Annotated in this window: 27 protein-coding genes; 5 read left to right on the top strand and 22 right to left on the bottom strand. The window is 41.5% G+C overall.

What is annotated here, in order from left to right:
* Window positions 1-211: 211 nt before the first annotated feature.
* The 9 genes from JOC33_RS19165 to JOC33_RS19125 form a co-directional block, all read right to left on the bottom strand.
* The gene (locus JOC33_RS19165; protein WP_205094245.1) at window positions 212-892 is read right to left on the bottom strand and encodes a metal-dependent hydrolase; all 681 of its coding nucleotides are present in this window, start codon (window positions 890-892) and stop codon (window positions 212-214) included.
* Between the two features lie 45 nt (window positions 893-937).
* A complete protein-coding gene (locus JOC33_RS19160) occupies window positions 938-2488 on the bottom strand; it encodes a polyamine aminopropyltransferase (RefSeq protein ID WP_205094243.1) in 1551 nt (516 codons plus the stop codon).
* Window positions 2489-2519: 31 nt separating this feature from the next.
* Window positions 2520-2915, bottom strand: a complete 396-nt coding sequence (locus tag JOC33_RS19155) for a DUF350 domain-containing protein (RefSeq protein ID WP_205094376.1) — start codon at window positions 2913-2915, stop codon at window positions 2520-2522.
* A 17-nt stretch (window positions 2916-2932) separates the two neighbouring features.
* Complete coding sequence (locus JOC33_RS19150) at window positions 2933-3607, bottom strand: DUF4247 domain-containing protein (protein WP_205094240.1); 675 nt, start codon at window positions 3605-3607, stop codon at window positions 2933-2935.
* A 133-nt stretch (window positions 3608-3740) separates the two neighbouring features.
* Entirely contained in the window at window positions 3741-4409 is a 669-nt protein-coding gene (locus JOC33_RS19145) for a PspA/IM30 family protein (protein ID WP_205094238.1), read from the bottom strand.
* A 16-nt stretch (window positions 4410-4425) separates the two neighbouring features.
* Window positions 4426-4938 (bottom strand): DUF4178 domain-containing protein, encoded by a 513-nt coding sequence (locus JOC33_RS19140; RefSeq protein WP_205094374.1) that lies wholly within the window; start codon window positions 4936-4938, stop codon window positions 4426-4428.
* Between the two features lie 149 nt (window positions 4939-5087).
* Complete coding sequence (ald, locus tag JOC33_RS19135; protein WP_205094236.1) at window positions 5088-6206, bottom strand: alanine dehydrogenase; 1119 nt, start codon at window positions 6204-6206, stop codon at window positions 5088-5090.
* 160 nt (window positions 6207-6366) lie between these two features.
* Window positions 6367-7125: an SDR family oxidoreductase gene (locus tag JOC33_RS19130; protein ID WP_205094234.1), complete on the bottom strand. Its 759-nt coding sequence runs from the start codon at window positions 7123-7125 to the stop codon at window positions 6367-6369.
* Between the two features lie 183 nt (window positions 7126-7308).
* Window positions 7309-7473 carry a hypothetical protein gene (locus JOC33_RS19125; protein WP_205094232.1) on the bottom strand — a complete coding sequence of 55 codons (165 nt, stop codon included), beginning with the start codon at window positions 7471-7473 and terminating at the stop codon, window positions 7309-7311.
* A 118-nt stretch (window positions 7474-7591) separates the two neighbouring features.
* Between JOC33_RS19125 and JOC33_RS19120 the strand changes: the two genes are divergently transcribed.
* Together JOC33_RS19120 and JOC33_RS19115 are read left to right on the top strand one after the other, a co-directional pair.
* On the top strand, window positions 7592-8041 hold the full coding sequence (locus JOC33_RS19120) for a universal stress protein (RefSeq protein WP_205094230.1): 450 nt from the start codon (window positions 7592-7594) through the stop codon (window positions 8039-8041).
* Window positions 8042-8056: 15 nt separating this feature from the next.
* The gene (locus JOC33_RS19115; protein ID WP_205094228.1) at window positions 8057-8359 is read left to right on the top strand and encodes a hypothetical protein; all 303 of its coding nucleotides are present in this window, start codon (window positions 8057-8059) and stop codon (window positions 8357-8359) included.
* Between the two features lie 38 nt (window positions 8360-8397).
* On the opposite strand, the gene JOC33_RS19110 is transcribed toward JOC33_RS19115, so the two are convergent.
* From JOC33_RS19110 to JOC33_RS19080, 7 genes are all read right to left on the bottom strand, one after another.
* Complete coding sequence (locus JOC33_RS19110) at window positions 8398-8910, bottom strand: MogA/MoaB family molybdenum cofactor biosynthesis protein (protein WP_205094226.1); 513 nt, start codon at window positions 8908-8910, stop codon at window positions 8398-8400.
* Complete coding sequence (locus JOC33_RS19105) at window positions 8900-9742, bottom strand: EcsC family protein (protein WP_205094224.1); 843 nt, start codon at window positions 9740-9742, stop codon at window positions 8900-8902. Before JOC33_RS19105 ends, JOC33_RS19110 begins: the two co-directional genes overlap by 11 nt.
* Before the next feature lie 134 nt (window positions 9743-9876).
* A complete protein-coding gene (locus JOC33_RS19100) occupies window positions 9877-11079 on the bottom strand; it encodes an acetate kinase (RefSeq protein WP_205094222.1) in 1203 nt (400 codons plus the stop codon).
* Between the two features lie 129 nt (window positions 11080-11208).
* Window positions 11209-12195: a class I SAM-dependent methyltransferase gene (locus JOC33_RS19095; protein WP_205094220.1), complete on the bottom strand. Its 987-nt coding sequence runs from the start codon at window positions 12193-12195 to the stop codon at window positions 11209-11211.
* A gap of 106 nt (window positions 12196-12301) precedes the next feature.
* The gene (gene tpx / locus JOC33_RS19090; RefSeq protein ID WP_205094218.1) at window positions 12302-12802 is read right to left on the bottom strand and encodes a thiol peroxidase; all 501 of its coding nucleotides are present in this window, start codon (window positions 12800-12802) and stop codon (window positions 12302-12304) included.
* An 88-nt stretch (window positions 12803-12890) separates the two neighbouring features.
* Window positions 12891-13370, bottom strand: a complete 480-nt coding sequence (gene ytfJ, locus JOC33_RS19085) for a GerW family sporulation protein (protein WP_205094216.1) — start codon at window positions 13368-13370, stop codon at window positions 12891-12893.
* Between the two features lie 11 nt (window positions 13371-13381).
* Window positions 13382-13975, bottom strand: a complete 594-nt coding sequence (locus tag JOC33_RS19080; protein ID WP_205094214.1) for a DUF2953 domain-containing protein — start codon at window positions 13973-13975, stop codon at window positions 13382-13384.
* A 129-nt stretch (window positions 13976-14104) separates the two neighbouring features.
* Here JOC33_RS19080 and JOC33_RS19075 point away from each other — a divergent pair, with 129 nt between their 5' ends.
* Window positions 14105-14908: an NAD kinase gene (locus JOC33_RS19075; RefSeq protein WP_205094212.1), complete on the top strand. Its 804-nt coding sequence runs from the start codon at window positions 14105-14107 to the stop codon at window positions 14906-14908.
* A gap of 152 nt (window positions 14909-15060) precedes the next feature.
* Here JOC33_RS19075 and JOC33_RS19070 read toward each other — a convergent pair whose 3' ends face one another.
* The 5 genes from JOC33_RS19070 to ezrA all read right to left on the bottom strand — a co-directional run bounded on the left by JOC33_RS19070 (window position 15061) and on the right by ezrA (window position 21455).
* Window positions 15061-16653, bottom strand: coding sequence for an amidohydrolase (locus tag JOC33_RS19070; RefSeq protein WP_205094210.1), 1593 nt, complete (start codon window positions 16651-16653; stop codon window positions 15061-15063).
* Between the two features lie 249 nt (window positions 16654-16902).
* The gene (locus JOC33_RS19065) at window positions 16903-17103 is read right to left on the bottom strand and encodes an alpha/beta-type small acid-soluble spore protein (RefSeq protein ID WP_205094208.1); all 201 of its coding nucleotides are present in this window, start codon (window positions 17101-17103) and stop codon (window positions 16903-16905) included.
* Window positions 17104-17183: 80 nt separating this feature from the next.
* Complete coding sequence (gene thiI, locus JOC33_RS19060) at window positions 17184-18386, bottom strand: tRNA uracil 4-sulfurtransferase ThiI (RefSeq protein WP_205094206.1); 1203 nt, start codon at window positions 18384-18386, stop codon at window positions 17184-17186.
* A gap of 5 nt (window positions 18387-18391) precedes the next feature.
* On the bottom strand, window positions 18392-19531 hold the full coding sequence (locus tag JOC33_RS19055) for a cysteine desulfurase family protein (RefSeq protein WP_205094204.1): 1140 nt from the start codon (window positions 19529-19531) through the stop codon (window positions 18392-18394).
* A gap of 232 nt (window positions 19532-19763) precedes the next feature.
* Entirely contained in the window at window positions 19764-21455 is a 1692-nt protein-coding gene (ezrA, locus tag JOC33_RS19050) for a septation ring formation regulator EzrA (RefSeq protein WP_205094202.1), read from the bottom strand.
* Between the two features lie 221 nt (window positions 21456-21676).
* Here ezrA and hisJ point away from each other — a divergent pair, with 221 nt between their 5' ends.
* Window positions 21677-22483: a histidinol-phosphatase HisJ gene (gene hisJ / locus JOC33_RS19045; RefSeq protein WP_205094200.1), complete on the top strand. Its 807-nt coding sequence runs from the start codon at window positions 21677-21679 to the stop codon at window positions 22481-22483.
* On the opposite strand, the gene refZ is transcribed toward hisJ, so the two are convergent.
* On the bottom strand, window positions 22462-23082 hold the full coding sequence (gene refZ / locus JOC33_RS19040; RefSeq protein ID WP_205094198.1) for a forespore capture DNA-binding protein RefZ: 621 nt from the start codon (window positions 23080-23082) through the stop codon (window positions 22462-22464). The two genes, hisJ and refZ, sit on opposite strands and share 22 nt — an antisense overlap.
* A gap of 130 nt (window positions 23083-23212) precedes the next feature.
* Between refZ and JOC33_RS19035 the strand changes: the two genes are divergently transcribed.
* Window positions 23213-23692, top strand: coding sequence for a GAF domain-containing protein (locus tag JOC33_RS19035; protein WP_205094196.1), 480 nt, complete (start codon window positions 23213-23215; stop codon window positions 23690-23692).
* Window positions 23693-23843 lie beyond the last annotated feature (151 nt).

Below are 23843 nucleotides of genomic sequence, written 5' to 3'. Positions count from 1 at the left end.
ATTTTGATTAATTGTTATTATACAGATGATACAGAACTCCTGCAATGCAGAAAAAAAGGAGAGTATAAATTTGGAAGCTGGATGAAATAAAAGCGTAAGCGCCTTGCTCAACACCGATAAGCGTTTACCACCAGTCATTTTTATAATCCTTTTGTGTACAACAAAAAACCCGCTACTTTAAGTAAAAAGAAGCGGGCTTAATATTATACGGTTACAGGTCAATAGATTCTCCAACCTCAAGGGCCTGCCCTGCGCCTGGTTCCACTTGTTCAGCAAATGACTTTCCGTCTTGATTGATCAGGTCAAAGGTATTGTAGTGAATCGGCACAACCTGTTTTGCAGCCAACCATTTTGCGGCTATTAAAGCATCCTCAGGTCCCATAGTGAAATTATCCCCAATTGGAAGAAATGCTAAATCAATATCATTCAGTTCTCCAATCATTTTCATATCGCTGAAAAGCCCAGTATCACCTGCATGGAATATAGTCTTTCCATTGATTGTCAGCAGAATCCCGGTCGGCATACCCGTATAAACAGTAGTACCATCTTCTTCGGTATAGGAAGATCCATGGAATGCCTGGGTGAACTTAACTTTACCAAAGTCAAATTCATGCGCTCCACCAATATACATAGGGTGAGCATTCAGACCTTTGCTGCCAAGATATTCGGCCAGCTCAAAGGGCGCAACAACCTGAGAATCATTTCTTTTAGCAATGTCAACTGTATCCCCAACATGGTCGTTGTGCCCATGGGTGAGTAGAATCACGTCAGCTTTGACATTATCTGCGTTGAGGTCCGTATTTCCATTACCGGAAATGAATGGGTCGAACAGAATGGTCTTGCCATTAGCCTCCACTTTAATTACGGAATGTCCATGGTAGGTTACTTGCACAATATCCTCTCCTTTACTTGAAAATCATTTAAGTAAATCCTCACCTTAGTAATGTTCCCAAGCCTTTTCATATATTTGAATAAGGTGCGGATCAATCAATGTATTCGGTTTTAAGGAGATCTTTTCCCCTTCACCATTGAAGATTTCCCCATCTTCATCTTTTCCAAACACCGTAAAAGAGCGCAATAATTCCTTTGTGAGGTACTTTGTATCCACCTTTAATTCCTTATCAGCCAAGTCAATCGGTTCCCTGCTCGCCATCACAAACCCCCAATTTCCGAAGCTCGGGATGTCCAGGTGAAAATTCTTTGTATGCATGCCGGCAGATTGTATTGTTTTATCGATTGTCCAGTACACATGTGTGGCAAAAACAGGGCTGGTCGCCTGAACCATAGCAACACCGTCTGGTGATAGATGGTTTCTCACCAGAGAATAGAACTCCCAGGTATAGAGTTTGTTCAAGCTTTCATTATTTGGATCAGGCAGGTCCACAATGATCACATCATAAATGGTTGTTGTGTTTTTCAAAAATTGAAATGCATCCTTGTTTTTTACAGATACTTTATCATTATCCAATGCTCCTTTATTAAGCTGGACAAGATGATAATTATTCCTTGCCAGTCTGGTAACTGCCGGGTCCAGATCCACGAGCTCAATTGAATTTATTCCTTTATATTCTAACAATTCCCTTACAGCCAGGCCATCTCCTCCTCCTAGCACAAGAACATTGTTCACATCAGCTCCAGCCATCATCGGAGCGTGGACAAGCGTTTCATGATAGCGGTATTCATCTGTAGAGCTGAATTGTAAGGAACCATTAAGATATAACCTCGTGTCCCCCTGCTCTTTTGTTATGACAATTTTTTGGTAAGCACTTTGCTCGCTGTAAATGATCGGGTCCTTGTAAAGTTTCTGTTCAAAAGAAAACGCCATTTCTTCACCGAAAAACAGTCCTGCCACCAGTAATAGACCGATTACAGTCCCTGAAATGGCATGTACTTTCATATTTTTGATTTCTTGTCTGAATAAATAAAGCACAATGACAGCCACCATTAGATTAATGAATCCGACGAAGAATGCGCTTTTCACCATCCCTAATTGGGGTCGAAGCAAGAAAACAAATAACAGTCCCCCCACCAGACCTCCGGCATAATCAGAAAAGAGTACCCTGGCAGTGCTTCTGTTCAGTTCCACCCCAATTTCATTTGCCTTACGTATTAATATAGGCAATTCCAGACCAGTAAGCGCCCCGATAGTGAAAGTGACCGTATAGAGGAACAAGGATGTGGTACCATCAGGAGCAAATGCCATGATTCCAAACATTAGAAAACTGGAAAATCCACCTATGATAGCCACGAGGAATTCAATCCAGATAAACGTCACTATCAACTTTTTCGTAACTTTTTCACTTAATGAGGCACCAACACCCATCCCAGTCAAGAACAAACTGATCGTAAGGGTATATTGTTTCACCCCATCACCAAGTATGTAAGAGCCGAGCGCTCCAAAGAGGACTTCAAAAATGATTCCACATATGGAGACAATACCCGATGCCCAATAAATCATGTTGCTTTTTTTTACTGCTTCTTGATTCATGGATGTTCACTCCGCATAACTAAGCCTTGGCTCAGGTAATTGATGCTCCAATGACGAAAGCTAAGCCTACTGATACGCCGACTGAGATAACACCTACTGCTACATTGTTGTCCTTTAACATAGCTTCCACAGAAAACTTCCTTGTGAACATTTCAAAAAGATAGTAAGCAAGCATTTGCAGAACAACACCGTATATTCCCCAGATCAGGGTGTCCCAAATTGTTTCACTGTGGTAGATGGCAAAAGAAAGGATGATACAAATACCAATAATTTTACCCATAATGGATAAAGCGACAGCTGTATTACCCTTCCCGATTTCTTCCCAGTCCTTGTATTTGGTGGTAATCAGTTCAAAAACCAACAGTCCGATGACGACGACTACGATAGCAATGACGAAATATGCAAATGTAGCAATGAATGGTTCCATCATAAAACCTCCTTTTATTATTTTCCTGCTCCTGGGCCCCCGCCCCGTATGGAAGAGCCACGGAAGGTACCCGTTTTTCCCGCATTATAACCACCATTCATCGAATATCCTCCATAACAGCCTCCGGCACTTCGGCATCGTTCTTGCTGCCGTTCTGCCCAATTATTGGAATTAAACATCCGATTCAAAATGGCGTATGTCAACAGACCATTGAAAAAACCTGGTGAATAATGATTGCGGACAAATTGCTCGTTTGCCAGCTCAATAAAAACCACATCTGGCTTTTGTTCGCTTTTCTTTAAAATTATAAACTGGTCTGAATAAATGAGCACTTGCTTATTTCCATCGAATTCACTAATCTCTCTTGGTTTAAGTGTCTGAGAAAATAAATCTGCCAATTCAGGAACTTTGAATTCTCTGGTTACATAAACCTTGGATAATCCATTATCTGTCTGGATAGTATCCAAGAGTGGAAAGTGATCACTGATCATCTCTGCAGGATCTGATGGTTCCGAACCAGTTATACCATCAACTATATCCTTTTTAGGAGGCTCCGATGGAAGTTCTTCATAGCTTGGCCCGTCTTCCAAACTTGTCATTCCTCTTTGGATATCATCGTCACCACCAAACACATTTGCAAAAATGATGAAAACAATAATACCGAAACCACCCAACACAAGTAAGTCTTTCATCTCCATCCCTCCTTCCTGGAGCAATCAGACAGACAAGAAGGGTCCAAATGCCCATCCTACCTAATCACATGTAAGATGGTTCAGACCCTTCATTGCTGAAATGTTCTGGTGTTATCCATTTTTGGTCTGCCGGTTATTCTTTCCCCATTTTTTTCTTAAGAGCTGCTAATTCGTCATCTACACCGTTATCCTGTAAAGATTCGAATTCATCATCAAGAGTTCGGCTTTCCCTGGACATATCCTCACTGGTTTCTGCTTCCGCTTCGTGTTTAAGAACTTTTTCTTCCATTCGATCAAAGCCTTTTCTAGATTCATCGCCACCAATGCCGGACATTGTACGGTTTATTTTTGTACGGGTCTTCGCTGACTCTGCCCGCGCTTTTAAAGAGTCTTTCTTAAGTTTCATTTGTTGATATTCTTTTTTCATTTCGTCCAGTTTATCCCGAAGACCATCTGCGTCAGTTTTTGCCCTTTCCCATGAAGCTTTCATCACATCAGCTTGTTCCTGCTGCTTATTTTTATCTTCTAGTGCGCGGCGGGCTAGATCTTCATTGCCAGCTTCAATCGCTTGTTCCGCCTGTTTCATTCGTTTATCGACGAGAGCTTGAGCATCATCGTGTTTTCGTTTAAGCATTTTTTCATTGGCAATCTGCTTGGCTACTGCGCTTTCCGCTTCACGGATATCATTTTCCATATCCCTCATGAATTGATCCAGCATCTTTACCGGGTCTTCCGCTTTATCAAGCATAGAATTCAATTCCGAGTTTACTACTGTTTTTACACGTTTAAAGAATTGAAACATGTTTAAATTCCTCCTTTTATTTTGAACCTGCTATAATTTTAATCTCATAAGCCTCTATATCATACCCCAGGCTCACTTCTATGTCGCTCCCCCATGCTTCCACACTCATATATCTGGTTTCATCCTCTGAAATGTAATCCGCATAAGGGATAGCTTGGCCATTGACAGCCTTGCTTCTTCCTTCTCCAACGACTCTGGCTTCTCCTTGTTCATCTTTAAAGTACGTTGTCCCCTCAAAAGCAAGCTTATCAGGAAAAGGATGAGAAACTGGGAGCTTGATTGTACGATAGATGCCTAGCTCAAGTTCATCATCCATTTCAGCGGACAGCCAAATCGTCGATCTTCCTTCCAACAGCTGATAAGCAAACCATTCATACCCGTGATCCCTGTAAGTTATTTTACCCACAACTTCATAATCGGCTAAATCATACGTCACAATATCGCCTATCTGGATATTTAATGGGTCTCTATCTTTTACTTCAGGTGCTTTGGCTTTTTTATTAGAGAATAATCTTGATAGTATTCCCAGGACAATCCACCTCTCTTTCCCAATTAACTTTCGTCTATATCCTTTACGATATAAACCTATAAAGGTTTCATTTTTTGAAAATTAAATTCTATAACTGTATGGTTAACAAAAATAGCGAGGATACTTTCGCTCCCCGCTTTTTTTAATCCTTATTTTTCTAATAATGTTTCGACATCTGAATACTCAAGACCATGTGCTTCTGCAACGGCACGATAAGTAACAAATCCAGAAAGAGTATTTATACCTTTTCGCAGGGCCACATTTTCCTGACAGGCTTGGCGATATCCTTTATTTGCAAGCTGAAGTGCATATGGAATCGTAACATTCGTTAGTCCGATAGTAGAGGTCCTTGGAACTGCACCAGGCATGTTGGCAACCGCGTAATGCACGACACCATGCTTTTCATAAGTTGGATTATCGTGTGTTGTAATACGGTCAGTCGTTTCAAAGATCCCCCCCTGGTCAATGGCAACATCCACAATGACACTGCCCATTGGCATAGCCTGAACCATTTCGTCGGTAACAAGTTTAGGTGCTTTGGCTCCAGGTATAAGGACTGCTCCGATTACCAGGTCAGATTCAGCCAGTGATTCTTGAATATTCAGTGGATTCGACATCAATGTATTGATTTCGGAACCGAAGATATCGTCCAGCTGACGCAGACGTTCCGGATTCAAATCGATGATGGTGACATCTGCCCCAAGACCTAACGCTATCTTGGCAGCATTTGTTCCAACAACACCACCTCCGATAACAGTTACCTTGCCCCGCTTTACACCCGGAATTCCACCAAGAAGTATCCCTTTTCCACCGTGAAGCTTCTCAAGGAATTGAGCACCAATCTGGGTCGCCATTCTTCCGGCCACCTCACTCATCGGCGTCAATAATGGCAGGGATCCATTACTCAACTGCACTGTTTCATAAGCAATACTGACCACCTTATTTTCAATCAATGCCTTTGTGAGCTCTGGCTCAGGTGCAAGGTGGAGGTATGTGAATAAGATCAAGCCCTCATAAAAATAGTCATATTCTTCCGGCAAAGGCTCTTTGACCTTCATGACCATCTCCTGGCTCCATGCTTCTTTAGCAGTATCTACTATTACCGCGCCTGCTTCCTCATATTGGACATCCGTAAAATTAGAGCCTTCTCCCGCTCCTTTTTCTACGATAACTTCATGTCCTGCGTTTGTAAGCGAAATAACCCCTGCTGGAGTCATCGCGACACGGTTTTCATTGTTTTTTATTTCTCTTGGCACACCTATTCTCATGCAACAACCTCCCAATCCAATGTTTCTAGGACACATGTCCAGCCACAACCACTATAACACCATTTCTCCGATGTGGGTAGACAGATTTTTGTAAGCCTTTTCAATTGTATCAGACACCTTCTTATATTTCATTGTCTTTCTATATTTTATTCCCTCAATATTAGCGATGACGATGGATGACATCCAAACCTCCAGTAACTTCATAGACAGCACCAGTCACCATATCACAGTCTTCCCCACACAAAAATTCAATCGTACGGGCAATATCTTCCCCGGTTCCGGATCTGCCAATTGGAGTATCAGCATCAGGAATTTTTCTGCTTTCTGCTATGGTCGCTTCCTTCATATTACCAGCTATATTTCCAGGGCAGACCATATTGGAAGTAATGCCATTTTCGGCTTCTTCAAAAGCTATCGATTTTGTCAACGATACCAGACCAACCTTCGCTGCAGCAAAAGCGGAACGATAAATCCATCCTGAAGCAGAACCCGCTCCCTGGAAGCCATAATGAATAATCCTTCCGAATTTTTGTTTTCTCATATGGGGAATCACAGCCTGGAACAAATGAAAGGAAGCATCTAAATTTCCACGTACCATACTGTCCCACTCATTTTGAGTATAATCAGCTAATTTTTTACGAGTGAATATATAGGGGCCTGCATTATTTATCAGAAAATCTATCCTGCCGAACCGATCCAGTGCTTCAGTGACCAAATGGTTCAAGTCCTCCTGTTTCGTTACATCTGTCCTGATGATCTGAATTCGGTCATGGTAGCCTGGCCACTCATCCAATAGCTGATACGCTTTCTTACGGTCTGTATGGTAAGTAACTGTAACTGAATGGCCATTTTTGAGAAAACGGCTGGCAACCATTTTACCAAGCCCTTTTGTACCAGCAGTAATGAGTGCATGACGCATGTCTATTCCTCCCATAAAAAACGATTTCCTCAACCTGATATATGTAAATTAGAAATGATAATTCTACTTTACTACAAATAACTATTATCGTTCACATAAGGTGCTTGCAGCGATGTACAGAGAAGCTATTTGAGGCAAGAAAGCTGAAGGAACGTTTCCTCCAGCTTTGGCTTAAAATTTTTTTTATTGTTCACCCTTATGACTTGATCCAGTTCTAGAGGAGCGAGGAGATTTTCTCCCCCTGTCATTCGGCTTTTGAAACTCGATACTTCCCGATTGATAGCTTTCTTCTATTCCCAGCTCAGGACTTTGTTCTTCACCGGATTTGTTATCCCTTTCTTTAGCCATTGGTTTCCACCTCCATTATTAATGTTCACCAAAATTACTTTTTCATGTTTGTGAGCGTTTCCACTAATTTCAATCTACATGTTATAATTGAACTATACTAATAAAGGAGGCGTTCATTATGCCTTTTGAGTATAAGCATATCGTTATTGCAGTGGATGGCTCGAGTGCTGCTGAATACGCTTTTAAAAAAGCGATAGACATCGCGAAACGGAATGATGCACACCTGGTCCTTGCCCATGTAGTGGATACTCGTGCTTTTGCGACTGTCGAGGCTTATGACAGGTCTTTGGCGTTACGTGCCGAAGGGTATGCTACCGAGCTTCTCAATGACTATAAGGACAAAGCTGTAAAAGAAGGTGTACAAAACGTCGATACTGTAGTGGAATATGGTTCTCCCAAAATAAAAATCGCCAAAGATGTTGCACCGAAATTTAATGCAGACCTCATCATCTGCGGAGCAACAGGATTGAATGCAATGGAACGTTTCTTCATTGGAAGTGTCTCTGAGCATATTACCCGTTATGCGAAATGCGACGTTCTCGTTGTTCGGATGCCTGAACAGAAATAAGCTGGAGGATTATTAATGGAAGACTTTTTCACATTTGATAAAAGATTAGGTATATCCATCCCAGATCTGCCAAAGCCATTTCGGACTTATTCCATTGAGGTACAAAGCGCTATTCTTTCCGCATGGGAAAATCAACGGGGGGCAATTCCGGACCGTGTCAAAGAAATGGAGTATCATATCGAACGCTGCCTTGATTTACTGAATCAAGAGGATGATTTTGAGGCTTCTTGTGAGATTAATGAAGATATTAGCAGGATGGCAGCAACAATAAACGATTTATGGATTTGGTACCGCGCTGATCAGGTTCTTCAATCATAATGGAGGCTGCCCGATTGAGCAGCCTCTTTAATCATCATTCACATATCTTTTTTAATCTCACGGACTACATGACCAAGTTCTGGCAAAATCAGCTTTTTCATTGCTAATCTCACAGCACCACTTGAGCCAGGTGTAGAAAATACGGCAGTATCTTCACTTACCCCGGCGACAGCTCTGGAAAGAATGGCTGCTGAACCAATATCCTCTGTGTAACTAAGCATGCGGAATAATTCTCCGAACCCGACTATTTCCTTTTCCAATAAGGAAGCAACCGTTTCTATCGTAACATCCCTTTTGGCTATCCCCGTTCCACCGTTAATCAATACAGCATCAACCTCCTCGGATTGACAACCGCTGACAACCGTTCTACGTATTTCTTCCTGCACATCTCTTACGATTTTATAACCTGTAACTCGATGGCCTTCTCCCTCGAGAAAATCGATCATCAGTTTTCCACTCTTATCTGTTTTTTCATTTCGAGTATCGCTTACAGTAATTACGAGACATTTCACCTCTTTGGCTGCCTCGTGTTTATGATGCTCAACTGCCATCAGTATCTTCCTCCTCACGATCCATCAACTGTCTGTATTGATAAAACTTCAAAGCAAAGTCCGTCACCTGTCGAGTCAATTGATAGTTGAACACTGCTCCGACTGCCATGCTGACTAACGGCAGCCCCTGGATCAACTTCTTCCGGAACATCATAATTGATAATGATTTGAACAGCTGTTTCAAAGGCTGCTCCAGCCAGCTTTCATCCGTCAAATCATCATTACCTTCATATATGTAGGGATGATATTGATTACGAATATCTTCTATAAGTTGATCCCAGGCATGCTTTTGCATCCGTTTCGGAAGAGTGGCTGCATGAAACACTCGGAGGGATATCATCATTTCATATGGATGATTCATTTCGTGACCAAAGGAGAGCCCAATCAATTGGACAGCTCTAAGGTTCATGATTACCATCAGTGGGAAATCGACACTGAACAATAGCAGTCCCCCGGTGCCGGTCAGCCCTCCCTGTGCAAACGAATAAAGTCTGCCCCGAGCCATTTGCTGCTGGGCAATATATGTATTACGGTCAACAGAAAGATTTTTCATATCCTGTATTACTTCAATATTTTCATCAAACACTCTTCCTACAGTAATGATACGTTCCCTTGCTTCATTTTGAAACGAGGTACCTTGCAGAAATGCATGCGTGTGAAAAAGAAAATTATCAAGATTACCGAAAATGCGCTTTTTCCATTTAGGGTTCATCTCCTCGAACATCTGCCCGACCCACGAATCAAATACCCTTTCAAAATCATTGGGCTGGTACTCAGCCTGGACTTTCCGCCATTTCTGGATATCCCTGCCGACTTTTGTTCCTTCCCTCATCCTGTATCCTCCCTTTATCAAAAGAAGCTTATTTACTATTTTAGCTTGAATTCCAAAAAAAAGAAAACGAATATCAGAAAGAGCCACTTAATAAAAAATAAAGAGCACAAGTGGTATCACCTGTGCCCTGTAGGTTAATATTCTTGCTTCAATCCGGAAAGTCGTACCGTATCCCTTGCTATCATGACTTCCTCATTTGTCGGGATAATCATTACTTTTACCGGGGAATGAGGATAGTTGACGAATGCTTCCCGTCCACGTACTTGATTCAAGGATGGATCCCAGTAGACTCCCATGAATTCCAGTCCTTTTAATACACGCTCACGGATTGATGTACTATTTTCTCCAACCCCAGCTGTGAAAATAATCGCATCAACCCCATGCATCCTGGAAGCATAAGAACCTATATATTTGTGAATACGAGCTGCGAATACCTCAAGGGCAAGCTCTGCTCTTTCTTCCCCTTGCAGCGCTTTTTCTTCAATATCACGTAGGTCGCTTGAAAATCCTGAAAGGGCAAGCATGCCACTTTCTTTATTCAATACATTCATGACTTCCGCAGCAGATTTTCCTGTTTTTTCCATTATATAAGGGATTAGAGCAGGGTCGATATTGCCCGACCTGGTCCCCATTGTCACACCGGCAAGCGGGGTGAAGCCCATGGAGGTGTCAATGGACTTTCCTCCTTCAATGGCAGCAATACTGGCACCGTTACCTAAATGACAGGAAATGACACGCAGCTGTTCGACCGGAAGTCCAAGCATTTCGGCAGCACGCTCCGATACGTATTTATGGGAAGTACCATGGAATCCATATTTCCGAATACCATATTTCTCATAATATTCATACGGCAGGCTGTATAAATAAGACTGCTCAGGCATGGACTGGTGAAATGCTGTATCAAACACCGCTACAGACGGAACTTCAGGTAATACCTCTTTAAAAGCCCGGATGCCTGTAAGATTTGCCGGATTATGCAAAGGTGCTAATTCTGATACGTCTTCAATCTCCTTGATGACTTCTTCTGTAATCATCACGGAATCGCTGAAACGCTCACCGCCATGGACAACGCGGTGTCCCACACCATCAATTTCATCAAGGGTATCAATGATTCCTGCAGATGTCAGCTTGTCTAGAAGTATACGAACAGCCTCTGCATGATCTGGTATATCTGTCGTGGTGGTGTCTTTCTCTCCATCCACTTCTATTGTAAAAATGGAATTATTTATTCCTATTCGTTCTACTAGTCCTTTAGTAATGATTTTTTCTTCCGGCATTTCAATCAACTGAAATTTCAACGAAGAACTGCCGGCATTTATTGCAATGATTTTACTCAAGGTTCTTCATCCCCTTAAAAATAGGTTCGGCTTTTCTTACCAATACCATTTAACCACCCTATGTTTTCATTTTCAAGACACAAGGAGAATTGGTAACGTTTACGTGCGGAATTTTTTATTTTCACACAATTAGGAAGGATGATTTTTTGTAAACCATTGATCGATTTGACCGATTATATCTGCCATGGCATGGTGATTTTTGAAAGATGGCAGCTTTGCGAGTAATGCTTCTTTCGGAGCGTTAGTCTGTTTTCCTTTTTTCTGGAGGATCAAAATACTTTTCCCGTGTTTTTCTTCTTTAAAAAAGCTTTCAGGAAGCTGAAGCATTCCAAAAATATGGGCTTTCTCTCTTAAATACGTATTCAATTGGGAAGATTGGTCGCTCTCAAAAAGAAAATTAGGCACAATAAACATCAGAAAGCCGCCGTCTTTCACATAGTTCAACCCTTGCTCGATAAATAAGTGATGGGAATAAGAATGCCCCTCCTCCGCTTTCAATGTAAACCTTTCCGCCTGAATATCATCAGGATAATACCCGACTGGCAAATCTGAAAGGATAAAATCAACCGGCTCCATTAAGAATGGGCGAAGGCTGTCCTGGTGGAAAAATTCGATTTCATTTTTCTGCAGGTTAGCATTTGCCAGTGCCAGCTTCATCAATGTCTCATCGACATCACTTCCATAGGATTTTACCTCTCTGTCCAATTGATTCATGACAGCTGTCAACAGATTCGCCGTACCGCATGCAGGATCAAACAGCGCCAACGCTTCGTTACCAGGAAACAGCCGCTGAGTAAGGTACCCCATAAACATCGCGACCGAGTCAGGCGTAATCAGGTGCTGCTGCTGTGTTGCTCCTTTCATACCTTTTAGAATGGCTAGCTGTGTTGCTTTCCTTATTTCTTCCTTCTCGTATTTTTCTATACTTACTTCCTTCAAATGTTTCTCTAATTGTTGTTTTAACAAGTCGGACATGTCCTCGAAAGGTGTTCTATGGAAAAGTATATCCATAGCATCGGCCACCGCTTCCAGGTAGGTGGCATTTTCCTGATATTCAATGGTCGTAGCTGCTTCATCAATCCACTCGTATAATTCTTCTACGTTCTTTTGCTGCATTGCCTAACCTTCCTCCTTAAACTTCCAAACAAGCAAATGACGCATTCATTTAACAGGAATGCGTCATGCTGCTTACTTTTCATTGAATTTAACTGCTTAATGTGGTTTATTGTGCTTTTTCAGCAGCGGTTATAGCTGATTCATAATCAGGATGATTGGTAGCTTCACTTACATATTCGACATACGTCACATTGTTATTGGAATCAACGACAAACACAGCACGAGCTAACAAACGCATTTCCTGAATTAATACACCATAAGCTTCTCCGAAGGATGCGTCCCTATGGTCGGATAATGTGTCGACATTCTCCACTCCTGCAGCCCCGCACCAGCGTTTCTGTGCAAAAGGCAAGTCCATACTGATCGTCAAAACCTTAACATTATCCAGTTTTGTCACTTCTTCGTTGAACCGTTTAGTCTGAGCATCACAAACTCCCGTGTCAAGTGATGGGACTACACTGATCAGTTTCACATTACCTTCATAGTCATCGAGGTTTACTTCACTAAGATCGTTGGCAAGAACTGTAAAGTCAGGTGCCTTATCACCTTCCTTGACCTCATTACCCAATAATGTAACAGGATTCTCTTTAAAAGTGATTGAAGCCATTCGTTCGTCCTCCTTCATCCTTTTTCAATAAAAAAACTGCCTATTCAACATTATGAAGGCAGTTTCTAGGAATGTCTAATGTAAACTATCATAAGAGATCCTGGGAAGATGAGGAGCGTCTGGACCTGCTTTGATGCTGTCCTTGACTCTGGTCGCTGTTCTTTTTATCCTTTTGCAAAAGCTCCTGGATCTTTTCAATCACAGGCGGTGCGAGATCAAGCATTTTTTCATATAAGTGCGCCTGTTCATTTAAGTGAATCATTTGCACACCTTGTTTTCTTACAATCAAGAATGCAATTGGTGTAATGGATACTCCACCACCACTTCCGCCGCCAAATGGTAACTCCATACCGTCTGACTGGCCCTGGTCACCTTCGCCTCCACCTCTCGACATCGGTTTAAAATCACTGCCCCCAGCAGCAAATCCAAAACCAACTTTCGATACAGGAATAATAATACTTCCATCTGGTGCTTCTACCGCTTCTCCCACAATCGTATTGACATCTATCATGTCTTTCAAACTGTCCATCGCTGTGGTCATCAAGCCTTGAATTGGATGATCCATCATGATACCTCCTGCTAATTCCTGGTTTTACCAGGTTTTCTATTCACGTAGCGTAACCACACATATATAGCCTTACCTAGCCTAAAGGAAAATATACCATTTGCTGTCATCTGAAAACACTTTAAATGAAAAGATGGCTCCACTTGCAGCACAATTGGATTATTTACCGAAAATACTCGATGGATCAGTTGTTCAAGCAAAGCGGTTATCCCTAGTAATGGCCCCATAATGATTCCGGTAGACGAAGCGCTTCCTGTCCCAATATATAAACGGCTTTCCATTTTATGAATCGTTAATGTATTTCCGATTTTCAACAGCCGATCCCAGCTGGGCTTTTCCGCTTTTTTGATATCAGACCATTTTGTTCGAATAACCTTTTCGGCTTTCGCTTCCATTTCATCCAATTCTTGTTCGGATTCCAGCATTTCTTCAAAGTCAACCTGTTTCTTATAGATAGGAAGAAACCCCAAATAAACGACTAAGTATAGTCGTTTTTCAGAAGGAATGATATTCAGCTTTAAATGGAGTGATATTCTGCTCGTCAATAAAATAAATATTAAGAGCGAAAGCACTGCTATAATTATGATGATCCAGATCCATCCCATCATCCTCACCTGTTCATTAGTATCATCCTATTTGTGTTGACTTAAACAGCAGACAGATGTTTTTTCTGTTTGTTTTCCCTTTATAATGATAGATGATAAAATAAAAGCAACTTGTACCAGGGAGGATTACATATGGCAAACACACGCCAAAACCTATATTTTTATTACCCGCCAAATCATGAACTGGATGAAAAATTACAGCCTTTATTCGAGCTGGCTGAACAGAATGGATTTACGATATTGGACGATTCCAAACATGCCAACATCATCATCAGTGTAGGCGGTGATGGTACATTCCTTCAGGCAGTAAGGAAAACAGGCTTTCGACAGGATTGTCTATATGTAGGGATTCGGAGAGAAGAAGAAGCAGGTCTGTATTGTGATTTTAATATTGATGATTTTGATGCAATGGTCAATTCTATGTTGCATGCCGACCTTGAGGTAAGACGCTTCCCCGTCATCGAAACGACCGTCAATAACGAAGCAACCATTCTTTGCCTGAATGAATGCAGTGTGCGTTCCACCTTGATCAAAACCATTGTCATCGATGTTATGATTGATGATTTGCTATTCGAAACCTTCCGGGGAGATGGTCTGGTCGTAGCAACCCCTACTGGGAGCACCGGTTATAACAAATCAACGAAAGGAGCAGTCATTGATCCAAAGCTGCCATGCTTCCAGGTAAGTGAAATAGCCTCCCTGAACAATAACCGCTACAGGACACTAGGGTCTTCATTTGTGCTTAGTGGGGAGCGGAAGCTGAAGCTAAAGGTACAGCAGGACGGTAATGACTATCCGATTATTGGAATGGACAACGAAGCCTACTCCATCCGAAATATCAAAGAATTATCGATTGAACTGAGCGATAAAGTGATTAAAACCGTAAAAATGAAGGACAATTCTTTCTGGGATCGTGTGCAACGAACATTCCTGTGAAGATTCACAAAGGCTGCCTCGTAATATCCAGAGGCAGCCTTTGTTATATTTTTAGAAAGTTTAACTTTGTTAAAGGATTAAAGTATAAGTAAAACTAAGGCTTTTCGCCATAAGGACTGTGCGAAAAGCCAAGTTTTTCTAATACTTAATTGCTATATCCGCTGGTACATAAGTTCCTCATCAACCACTGTCATGGATACATTAGTATCGACAATTTCATGGGGAGCAAGTGAAAACAGATCCCTGTCCAAAACAGTAAAATCTGCAACGTAGCCTTTTGCAATCTTCCCTCTGTCATGCTCATGTCTGATTGCATAAGCACTTCCCTTCGTATACAAGGAAATGGCTTCAAACATCGATAATTGTTCTTCTTTTGTATAAATTTGCTGGTCATAGCTAGCCCGTCGTTCGACTGCTGCTCTGATCCCCAGTAATGGATTGATTTCTTCTATTGGGGCGTCCGAGCCACCTGCACATGGTATACCTTTTTCCAATAAAGTTTTCCAAGCGTAGGAATTCTTCAGCCGTTTTTCACCAAGGCGATCGATGACCCAAGGGAAATCTGAAGAAACAAACGTCGGTTGTAAGTCCAGGATTGCGTTTACTTCTTTTAATCTGTAATAAAGATCTTCACGCAAAATTTGGGCATGGATGATTCTGTCCCTTTCCCCGCTTGGCAACGGGTATTTTTTGATTGCTTGAATAGTGGCATCTACAGCCTGATCACCAATAGCATGAACAGCTACAGGCATGTTCTTCGCTCTGGCTTTCTTCACTAGTTTTTCCAGGTTACTTTGTTCATGAATTGCAACCCCACGGTTCATCGGGTCATCAGTATAGGGTTCAGATAGCCAGGCAGTTCTCCCGCCTAATGCTCCGTCTGAGAATATCTTCATTGCACCTAACTCGACAAACTCAGTCCCGCTTTTGTAGGAAAGTCCATGATCATGCATATCCTCGACTACCTCATGGTGGACGAGCAAGTTAGCCCGGAACTTGAGCTTTTTCCCGTCAATTATTTCTGTAAAGGCATCAAATGTTTTTTTAAATCCCCCATAATAATTCAAATCTTCGCTATGGCCTCCAACTAAACCATGCATGTGCATATCGTTTACTGCGAGTTGTACTGCATGCTCAAGATATTGGGGGGTTACTTCAGGCATTGCCTGCTTGATAAGCTCCTGCGCTTTTTCATGGAAATATCCGATCGGTTCTCCGTTTTCAGATCTGGCAATTACCCCGCCTTGCGGGTCTGGAGTGGAAGGGGTCACACCAGCAAGCTCCATTGCCTTTGAATTGGCTAACACGGCATGCCTGCAAACTCTGGTTAACATCATTGGATGTTTAGTAGTTATCTCATCCAGTTCATTCTTATGAATGATACGTGTATCTTCCCACTGGTTTTCATTCCAGCCATCTCCGATAATCCACTCTCCTTCTTCCAATTTTTCCGCATGCTGGCTCAAAGCCCATTTCACTTCTTCCGCCGACTTCATGAAGGAAAGGTCGAGCCTGAGCAGTCTTTCTCCGTGACCAATGATATGCAGATGGCTATCAACAAAACCAGGGTACATGACATGGCCTTTTAACTCATGTTCATCCGTCAATGTGTCTTTATATGTACGATAGAGCTCCTGGGTATCACCAACATCAAGAATTTTTCCGTTTTCTGTGACAACCGCCTCTACCCACTCTCCTTCTTTTTCCATCGTATAAATTTTCCCACCGTACCAAAGCTTAGCCATACCAATTCCTCCCGAATTCCATATAATCAACTTGTATATGATAATACTATATAATTTACCAGAAGAAGATACAAAGAACTTGCATAAGTAAAAGAAGGAAGAGGAGCTGTTATGGGTTTGAGTTATGGGCCTCCTTAGCAGATGTCATTTACTGTTAGTATAATGATACAACAATCAAAAAGGTTTCTATAAAAACTTAAAAGCCTTACTGCATGTGCAGCAAGGCCATTTGCCATTCTATTTAATTGATTATTTAGGTTGTCCACCGAATTGCTGTTCAGCAGTTTGGACTAGACGCTTAGTGATTTCTCCACCTACAGAACCGTTAGCACGGGAAGTAGTGTCAGCACCAAGTTGAACACCGAATTCTTGAGCGATTTCGTATTTCATTTGGTCTAGAGCTTGTTGTACACCAGGTACAAGCAATTGGTTAGATTGGTTTTGAGCCATTTTGTCTCACCTCCTCGTCACTTCTATCATGTGTAACGAGAAAGGTTTCATTCATATGTTCATCTGGTATTTCTTGTTAATCAAAACAGGTCTTCAAATTTAGCTTCAGAAGACTTTTTCTGTGAGAAGCTGATGACTTCCTTTTGTTCCAATGCTTCCTTAATATCCTCAGAGAAATCCGTACTTTGTTCATATTCCAATGCTTTTTCTTTACTCGGTTTTGTTTTAGGTGCTTTTGGTACAAAAACCGTACAACAATCTTCATAAGGTCGGATGGAAATATCATAGGTGCCGATTTTTCTGGAAATATCAATGATTTCCAATTTATCCATTGCTACCAGAGGCCGAATGATCGGGTAGTTGGTAACATCGTTAATGGCACTCATGCTTTCCATCGTCTGGCTTGCGACTTGGCCAAGGCTTTCACCGGTTGTAAAGGAGAGAATCACTTGCTCTTTTGCAACGGCCTCACTTATTCTAAGCATCATTCTCCTCATGATTGTCATACTGTAGCCGTCCGGCATTTCCCTATGAATTTTTTGTTGTATTTTTGTAAATGGAATAATATGAACCTTCAGTTTTATACCGTATCGTGTCATTTCCTGTGCTAAATCCAGCACTTTTTGTTTGGCACGTTCACTCGTGTATGGAGGGGAGTGAAAATGTACTGCTTCGACCTCGACGCCACGTTTCATTGCCAGATACCCTGCCACCGGGCTGTCAATACCTCCGGAAAGTAATAGCAAAGTTTTTCCTGTTGTTCCCACAGGAAGTCCTCCGGCTCCAGGATAATTTTGCGAAGTGACATAAGCAGCGTCCTGACGAACTTCAACTTTGATTTCGACATCTGGATTATGGACATCCACTGTAATACCCTCCGTATTACTGAGGATATGCCCTCCCAGGATTTGATTCATATCCTGGGAGCGGATCGGAAATTGTTTGTCCGTCCGCTTGGTGGAAATCTTAAAGGTACGTGCCCCTTCAGCCTCTTTCATAGCATACAAGGCAGCTGCTTTAATACTGTCTTCTGACTGCTCAATGCGGACCGCAAAACTCAAGCTTTGAATTCCAAAAACTTCCTGGCATTTCTCCATTACTGCATATGGATTTTCTCCATTTAAAAGCACATACATCCTGTCACGCGTCTTTTTGATTTTAACAGCAGGAAAATTGCGTAATTTCTTGGATAAATTGCTGTGCAATTTGTTTTCAAAGCTGTGTCGGTTTTTTCCCTTAAGGGCCATTTCTCCATACCGGACCATTATCTGATCAAATTTCATAATATCTACCCCATCACTTCGTGTAATTCATTTACTATTCTTCGTAAAACATTAATAAAAATTTCAATGTCTTCTTCAGTAGTACCATAAGAAAGACTCACTCTCAGTGCGCTTGTTGCACGTGCTTCTCCTAGTTGGCAGGCCGCAAGAACTGCACTTTCATCGCTCCGCTTCGATGAACAGGCTGATTTAGTGGAAATATAAATTTCTTTTTCCCCTAAGGAATGGATGATAACCTCAGGCTTGTAGCCTGGAACCGAAAAATTGAGAATATGCGGGACGGTCCCTGCAGGACTATTAATGATTACTTGAGGAATCTCTCTTAAATGTTCTCTTAACATTTTATTCAGCTTAAGCAGTCTTACCTGATTTTCATCCTGTGCTTCCTTTATAAGGCGGAGAGCCTTAGTAAATGCAACGATTCCTGCCAGATTTTCCGTGCCGGACCGGAAAGTTCCTTCCTGTCCCCCTCCATGCTGTAACGGGAATAAAGTGGTACCTTTCCGAATAAATAAAGCACCAGTTCCCTTCACCCCATGGATTTTATGTCCAGAAACTGTACATAAATCAACACCAGCTGCCTTGAAATCCAATGCTATTTTTCCTAATCCTTGAACATGATCAACATGGAAAAAGATCTTTGGGTGTTTTTTAACAATTGTCCCAATCTCTGAAATGGGCTGGATTGTTCCTAATTCATTATTGACTGACATAATGCTGACCAGTATGGTTTCCGGAGTGATACTGTTTCTGAGATCATCTACATTTACAATTCCTTCCTTTGAAACAGGAAGATAAGTAATATCAAAACCCAATGATTCGAGCGCGTGACAAGCTTCCAAAACAGAAGGGTGCTCTACTTGACTTGTAATTATATGTTTACCTCTGTTCTGATGAGCAAATGCAATTCCTTTAATTGCCATATTATTCCCTTCTGTACCTCCAGAGGTGAACACTATTTCTTCTGGTAACACATTCAAAATGTTTGCAGCCTGTTTTTTGGAGTGGGTTAACAGCCGTTCGGATTCCCCTCCAAAATGGTGGATGGAAGAAGGATTTCCAAAATAATGTTCTGCAACTTTGTGGTAAGCTTCCAGTACCTCCGGGTGTGGTTTGGTCGTTGCGCTATTATCCAGATAAATCATTGGTTTTTACTCCTTTGTGTGATTTTGCAATCTAATATATTATCATACCTAATCAGAAATTTAAACAAAGATCCCCTGACCCTTAAACCGCATTCAGTGAAGAATTCTGCAATAGTGTTATCCATAACCATTCATTTCCTATCCAATGGTTCTTAACAGTAAAAAAAGGACCTGTGCTGTTTTCCGACAGGTCCCCTTAGCATTTATAAACTTGTTTATTGATTAGTTGTAATCAAACCAGAACTTCCACTTCAGATTCCAGACGTTTCCACGCTTCTGGGTCAACCTGGCGAATCGTTTCTCCTGCAAGATCTAGCGCAGCATCATAATTACAGGAGCGGAATTCCCTTTCAGCTTCTGAAAGACGGGCAGCTACCAAAGGGTACTGGCTGCGATAGCGGTTTCCATACTGAATCACCTGTTCAGCTAAATATGCATGATCGATCGTCCTGTTTGCTTCTTCATTTACTTGCTCGACTGTCTGAATAGCCTCATCCAATGCAAAGCCTACCTCTGTCATGTCCACCGGCTGTCGATCCAAACAGTCAAAAACGTTAGCCACTTCTTCCCTTGCTTTATCAAGCTCGGCTAGAAGTGTTTCCGGGATACCTGGCATATTACTTTTTTTCAATTTTCGGTTGGTTGCCAGCAAAGTCTGCTGCATATCAGAAAGCTTATTTTTCGCCTCAAATTCATCTTGCCTAATGGCTTTTATCCTATCACTGAAAACCTTATGCTCTTTTTGCAATTCTTCCAATTGCTGCTGGTTATTTTCCAGCATTTCCCTCAATTCACTGTAGGCAGTTGTCCCATCTTCCACCTTCGACTGAAAATCGAGGAATTGTTTCTTTATTTTAGCCATCCACTTTTCAAGCTCCAATTGCTTTCCCATATCCTGGTCTTCAAGGTGATAAGTCTGTTGAAGGTCTTCCACTTCATGCTTAGTTGCAAGCAGAATTCTGTTAGACTCTTCCAAATGCTTATGATACGGATCATATTGTTTATCAATATAATTTCTGGCAATCGCTTCTTTTTCCAGAAGCTGATAAATTTCCTGTACCCGCTGTTCAGTTTCCGTAATGAACTCCTCAATGCCCGTAACCCTGCCTTTTTCCAACTGAGCTACGCATTCCTTCAGTTTTTCGTGGTGATTATGTATCTCTTTCTCAAAGCCCAGGTGGCTTACTCGGTATCCTTCTTCCTTCATTTCTGCCATTCCTGATATAATATCATCCAATTGGATAGGAAGTTCCTGTTTGCACTTTTTATACAATACTGGGAAAACCTCAATTCGGCTTTCAAGTTCCTGCAAATTTTCTTTCAGTAAAGCAACAAGTTGACTTGCTTCAAGATAATCACCTTGGTCTACCAAGGAGAAGTATGAATCTAATTTCTCCTGTAAATCTTTCAGTTCGGATTCGAACACTGATTCAGCTTTCCCATATTTATGACGGTTTTGCAAAAGATCTTTTTTAATTTCTTTTATGGCAGGCTGTACATGTTCTACTTCCTGTCTGCTTGTTTGTTCAGAATCAAGCAAATGTTCAAGCTCTTTATACATTTCCTCAATATCTTTTTCGGTTTGCTGCAGTTTCTGTTCAGTCAATTTAATAGACTGTCTTGCTTTAGTGAAGCGGTATTTATCTGCTGCTTCCTCCACGTCAAACAAGTCCTCTTCTAAATTAGGAAGTTCTTTTGTAAGAATCTCATCCCAGCGGTTCCGCCATTTCTCAAACTTTTCCTGTGTTTCTCCTGATAAGTTCAAGTGCTTCACCTTGGATAGTTCTTCCGTTACTTTTCTGTTCATAATATCCAATTTCCAATTTTCAAGCTTGTCGACTTCATCATATAATTTCTTCCGGGTAATCAACCCGAAAATGATGATACCGACCACCACCAATATTGCCCCAATCAAATATTCCATAACCAGCCTCCTTACATATGACCAATCCTGAAGATAGCTTTGATAACCTGTTTTATAAGGACTGATTCAGCCGCAAAGTCGCACTGAAATCAGAAAAAGATGAAACACGCACAATGTGATAATTGTTGTTATAATGATACCATGACTCGGTTCATTTTTGCTAAAATATTTCAAAATAATTAACAATATGACATTTTTTTCTACTGGCAAGGAGGAAATCCATGTTAAGAGACGGTCACATACATACACCTTATTGTCCACACGGCTCTCGCGACAGCCTGAAATCCTATGTGGAAGAAGCAATAAATAAGGGCTTTACTTCCATGACATTTACGGAACATGCCCCGCTTCCGAAAACATTTACAGACCCGGTCCCAGATAAGGACAGTGGAATGGAACAACAATTACTCGAAAGCTATATTACAAAGATTAAAGAAATCAAAAAAGAATATCAAAAGAATATTGATATTCTTCTTGGTTTTGAGGTTGATTACATTGAAGGACATGAACCGGGAACAAGAACCTTTTTAAACGAGTATGGCAGTGAACTTGATGATTCCATTCTTTCTGTCCACTTTTTAAAAGGGCCTTCCGCTTATCACTGTATTGATTTTTCCCCTGAGTCTTTCCTGGCTGCTGTTGATGATTTCGGTTCGATCGAAATGCTTTACAATACCTATTTCGCTACGGTGGAAAAATCAGTCTCCAGCGACCTGGGGGTATACAAGCCTGAACGTATTGGTCATATGTCACTTGTCAGGAAGTTCCATCAACGATTTCCCTCTCCTGACAATTGGGATGAGCCTGTCCCTAAACTGCTAAGACAAATTGCAGAAAAAAATTACCAGCTTGACTACAATGCTGCAGGTTTTTTCAAGTCATTATGCCAGGAAAGCTACCCGGCACCCCACATTGCAGAACAGGCTGTTGAATTAGGAATTCCACTTATTTATGGATCCGATGCGCATATAAGCAATGCCGTCGGGCAAGGATTCAACAAAATTAATCAGACACTCATCAAAGGCTGAGCACACATCATTTTCACCCATCTTTGTACTGTTTTACTGTATTGTTTTGCAAAGTAATGATGGGACTGGTCAAAAGTTACAAAATCCTTCCAATCATTCGGCATGGCATAAGGGGATTGCAGCATACCCTTGAACTGGAGGTACAAAAACTTTATTTCTTTATTGTCTGCTGCAATATGCAAGACGGCATCGCGAAAAAGATTATATAGTAAATGATTTTCTTTTGAAAGATAAGTTACCAGCATTTCACGGACGAATTGGTTATCCAGGGACAGTTCGCGTTGGATGAGGCAGGTTAGTTGATGGCGCTCTTGCTTATAATGTAAAATAGCTTCTATCAACTCACAGAGCTGTTCTATAGGCTCCAGGCAGGCAGTATCTTCTGTACGCTGTTCAAGCTGCTGAATATATCCTTCATAATAGTCGACAATCAAAGTTTCCAACAGACCTTGTTTATTTGTAAAATAGTAACTGATTAACGACACATTTACAGCTGCTTGTCCTGCAATATCGCGGACAGAAGTTCCATTGTAACCTTTCAAAAAAAACTGACGGGAAGCAACATCCATAACCTTCTGTCTGGTAGTCGTTTTCTTCATCTGGATATCCTCTCCTTTATATAATGTATACTTCTTCAATAACAGGGAGGAATCCTTTATGAAACGTTCGTCAAATCCTGCGCCGCTTACGCGAAAATTATCGAAAAACAAAGGATAAGGAGGAATCAACATGTTTCAAACGACCAACTATACTGGCACACTTGAGGAAAACTATGAACTTCTGCTCAAGCAATTATCTGCCTTGCTTGAAGGGGAAAACGATATCATCGCTAACTTATCGAATGCCTCCTCCTTACTGAATCAATTTCTCGACGATGTGAACTGGGTCGGTTTTTACTTATGGAAAGAGGAACAGTTAGTGCTGGGACCTTTTCAGGGACTGCCAGCATGTGTCCGTATCCCTTCCGGCAAAGGTGTTTGCGGCACAGCCATGCAAGATAAAACTACGATACGTGTAGAAGACGTCAATCAATTTGAGGGCCATATCGCCTGTGATTCCGCCAGCAAATCTGAAATTGTCATCCCGATTTTCAAAAATGGAGAAGTTTTTGGAGTTCTGGACATCGATAGTCCTTCCAAAGCACGCTTTACTGAACTGGACGAAAAATACCTTCAAAAATTCACGGAAATAGTGGAAAAAAACATATGACCAGCAAGGTGTGCCCATGCGAAACAATAACAGGGTACACCTTTTTAAACCTTCAGCCTATTTTTCCCTTCCCACTTAGCATGATAGAGTGCCCTGTCAGCGTCTCCGATTAGATCTTTAACCGTTTTCCCATCCCCTCGCTGCCAGTTAT

Source organism: Thalassobacillus pellis (assembly GCF_016908295.1).
Lineage (GTDB): Bacteria > Bacillota > Bacilli > Bacillales > Halobacillaceae > Thalassobacillus > Thalassobacillus pellis.
This window is presented reverse-complemented; position numbering and strand designations above follow the sequence as displayed.

Coding starts and splice junctions, on each gene's coding strand:
- JOC33_RS19160 (WP_205094243.1), bottom strand. CDS start 2,488: ATGAATCAAGAAGCAGTAAAAAAAAGCAACATGATTTATTGGGCATCG.
- JOC33_RS19155 (WP_205094376.1), bottom strand. CDS start 2,915: ATGGAACCATTCATTGCTACATTTGCATATTTCGTCATTGCTATCGTA.
- JOC33_RS19150 (WP_205094240.1), bottom strand. CDS start 3,607: ATGAAAGACTTACTTGTGTTGGGTGGTTTCGGTATTATTGTTTTCATC.
- JOC33_RS19145 (WP_205094238.1), bottom strand. CDS start 4,409: ATGTTTCAATTCTTTAAACGTGTAAAAACAGTAGTAAACTCGGAATTG.
- ald (WP_205094236.1), bottom strand. CDS start 6,206: ATGAGAATAGGTGTGCCAAGAGAAATAAAAAACAATGAAAACCGTGTC.
- JOC33_RS19130 (WP_205094234.1), bottom strand. CDS start 7,125: ATGCGTCATGCACTCATTACTGCTGGTACAAAAGGGCTTGGTAAAATG.
- JOC33_RS19125 (WP_205094232.1), bottom strand. CDS start 7,473: ATGGCTAAAGAAAGGGATAACAAATCCGGTGAAGAACAAAGTCCTGAG.
- JOC33_RS19120 (WP_205094230.1), top strand. CDS start 7,592: ATGCCTTTTGAGTATAAGCATATCGTTATTGCAGTGGATGGCTCGAGT.
- JOC33_RS19115 (WP_205094228.1), top strand. CDS start 8,057: ATGGAAGACTTTTTCACATTTGATAAAAGATTAGGTATATCCATCCCA.
- JOC33_RS19110 (WP_205094226.1), bottom strand. CDS start 8,910: ATGGCAGTTGAGCATCATAAACACGAGGCAGCCAAAGAGGTGAAATGT.
- JOC33_RS19105 (WP_205094224.1), bottom strand. CDS start 9,742: ATGAGGGAAGGAACAAAAGTCGGCAGGGATATCCAGAAATGGCGGAAA.
- JOC33_RS19095 (WP_205094220.1), bottom strand. CDS start 12,195: ATGCAGCAAAAGAACGTAGAAGAATTATACGAGTGGATTGATGAAGCA.
- tpx (WP_205094218.1), bottom strand. CDS start 12,802: ATGGCTTCAATCACTTTTAAAGAGAATCCTGTTACATTATTGGGTAAT.
- ytfJ (WP_205094216.1), bottom strand. CDS start 13,370: ATGATGGATCATCCAATTCAAGGCTTGATGACCACAGCGATGGACAGT.
- JOC33_RS19080 (WP_205094214.1), bottom strand. CDS start 13,975: ATGATGGGATGGATCTGGATCATCATAATTATAGCAGTGCTTTCGCTC.
- JOC33_RS19075 (WP_205094212.1), top strand. CDS start 14,105: ATGGCAAACACACGCCAAAACCTATATTTTTATTACCCGCCAAATCAT.
- JOC33_RS19070 (WP_205094210.1), bottom strand. CDS start 16,653: ATGGCTAAGCTTTGGTACGGTGGGAAAATTTATACGATGGAAAAAGAA.
- JOC33_RS19065 (WP_205094208.1), bottom strand. CDS start 17,103: ATGGCTCAAAACCAATCTAACCAATTGCTTGTACCTGGTGTACAACAA.
- thiI (WP_205094206.1), bottom strand. CDS start 18,386: ATGAAATTTGATCAGATAATGGTCCGGTATGGAGAAATGGCCCTTAAG.
- JOC33_RS19055 (WP_205094204.1), bottom strand. CDS start 19,531: ATGATTTATCTGGATAATAGCGCAACGACCAAACCACACCCGGAGGTA.
- ezrA (WP_205094202.1), bottom strand. CDS start 21,455: ATGGAATATTTGATTGGGGCAATATTGGTGGTGGTCGGTATCATCATT.
- hisJ (WP_205094200.1), top strand. CDS start 21,677: ATGTTAAGAGACGGTCACATACATACACCTTATTGTCCACACGGCTCT.
- refZ (WP_205094198.1), bottom strand. CDS start 23,082: ATGAAGAAAACGACTACCAGACAGAAGGTTATGGATGTTGCTTCCCGT.
- JOC33_RS19035 (WP_205094196.1), top strand. CDS start 23,213: ATGTTTCAAACGACCAACTATACTGGCACACTTGAGGAAAACTATGAA.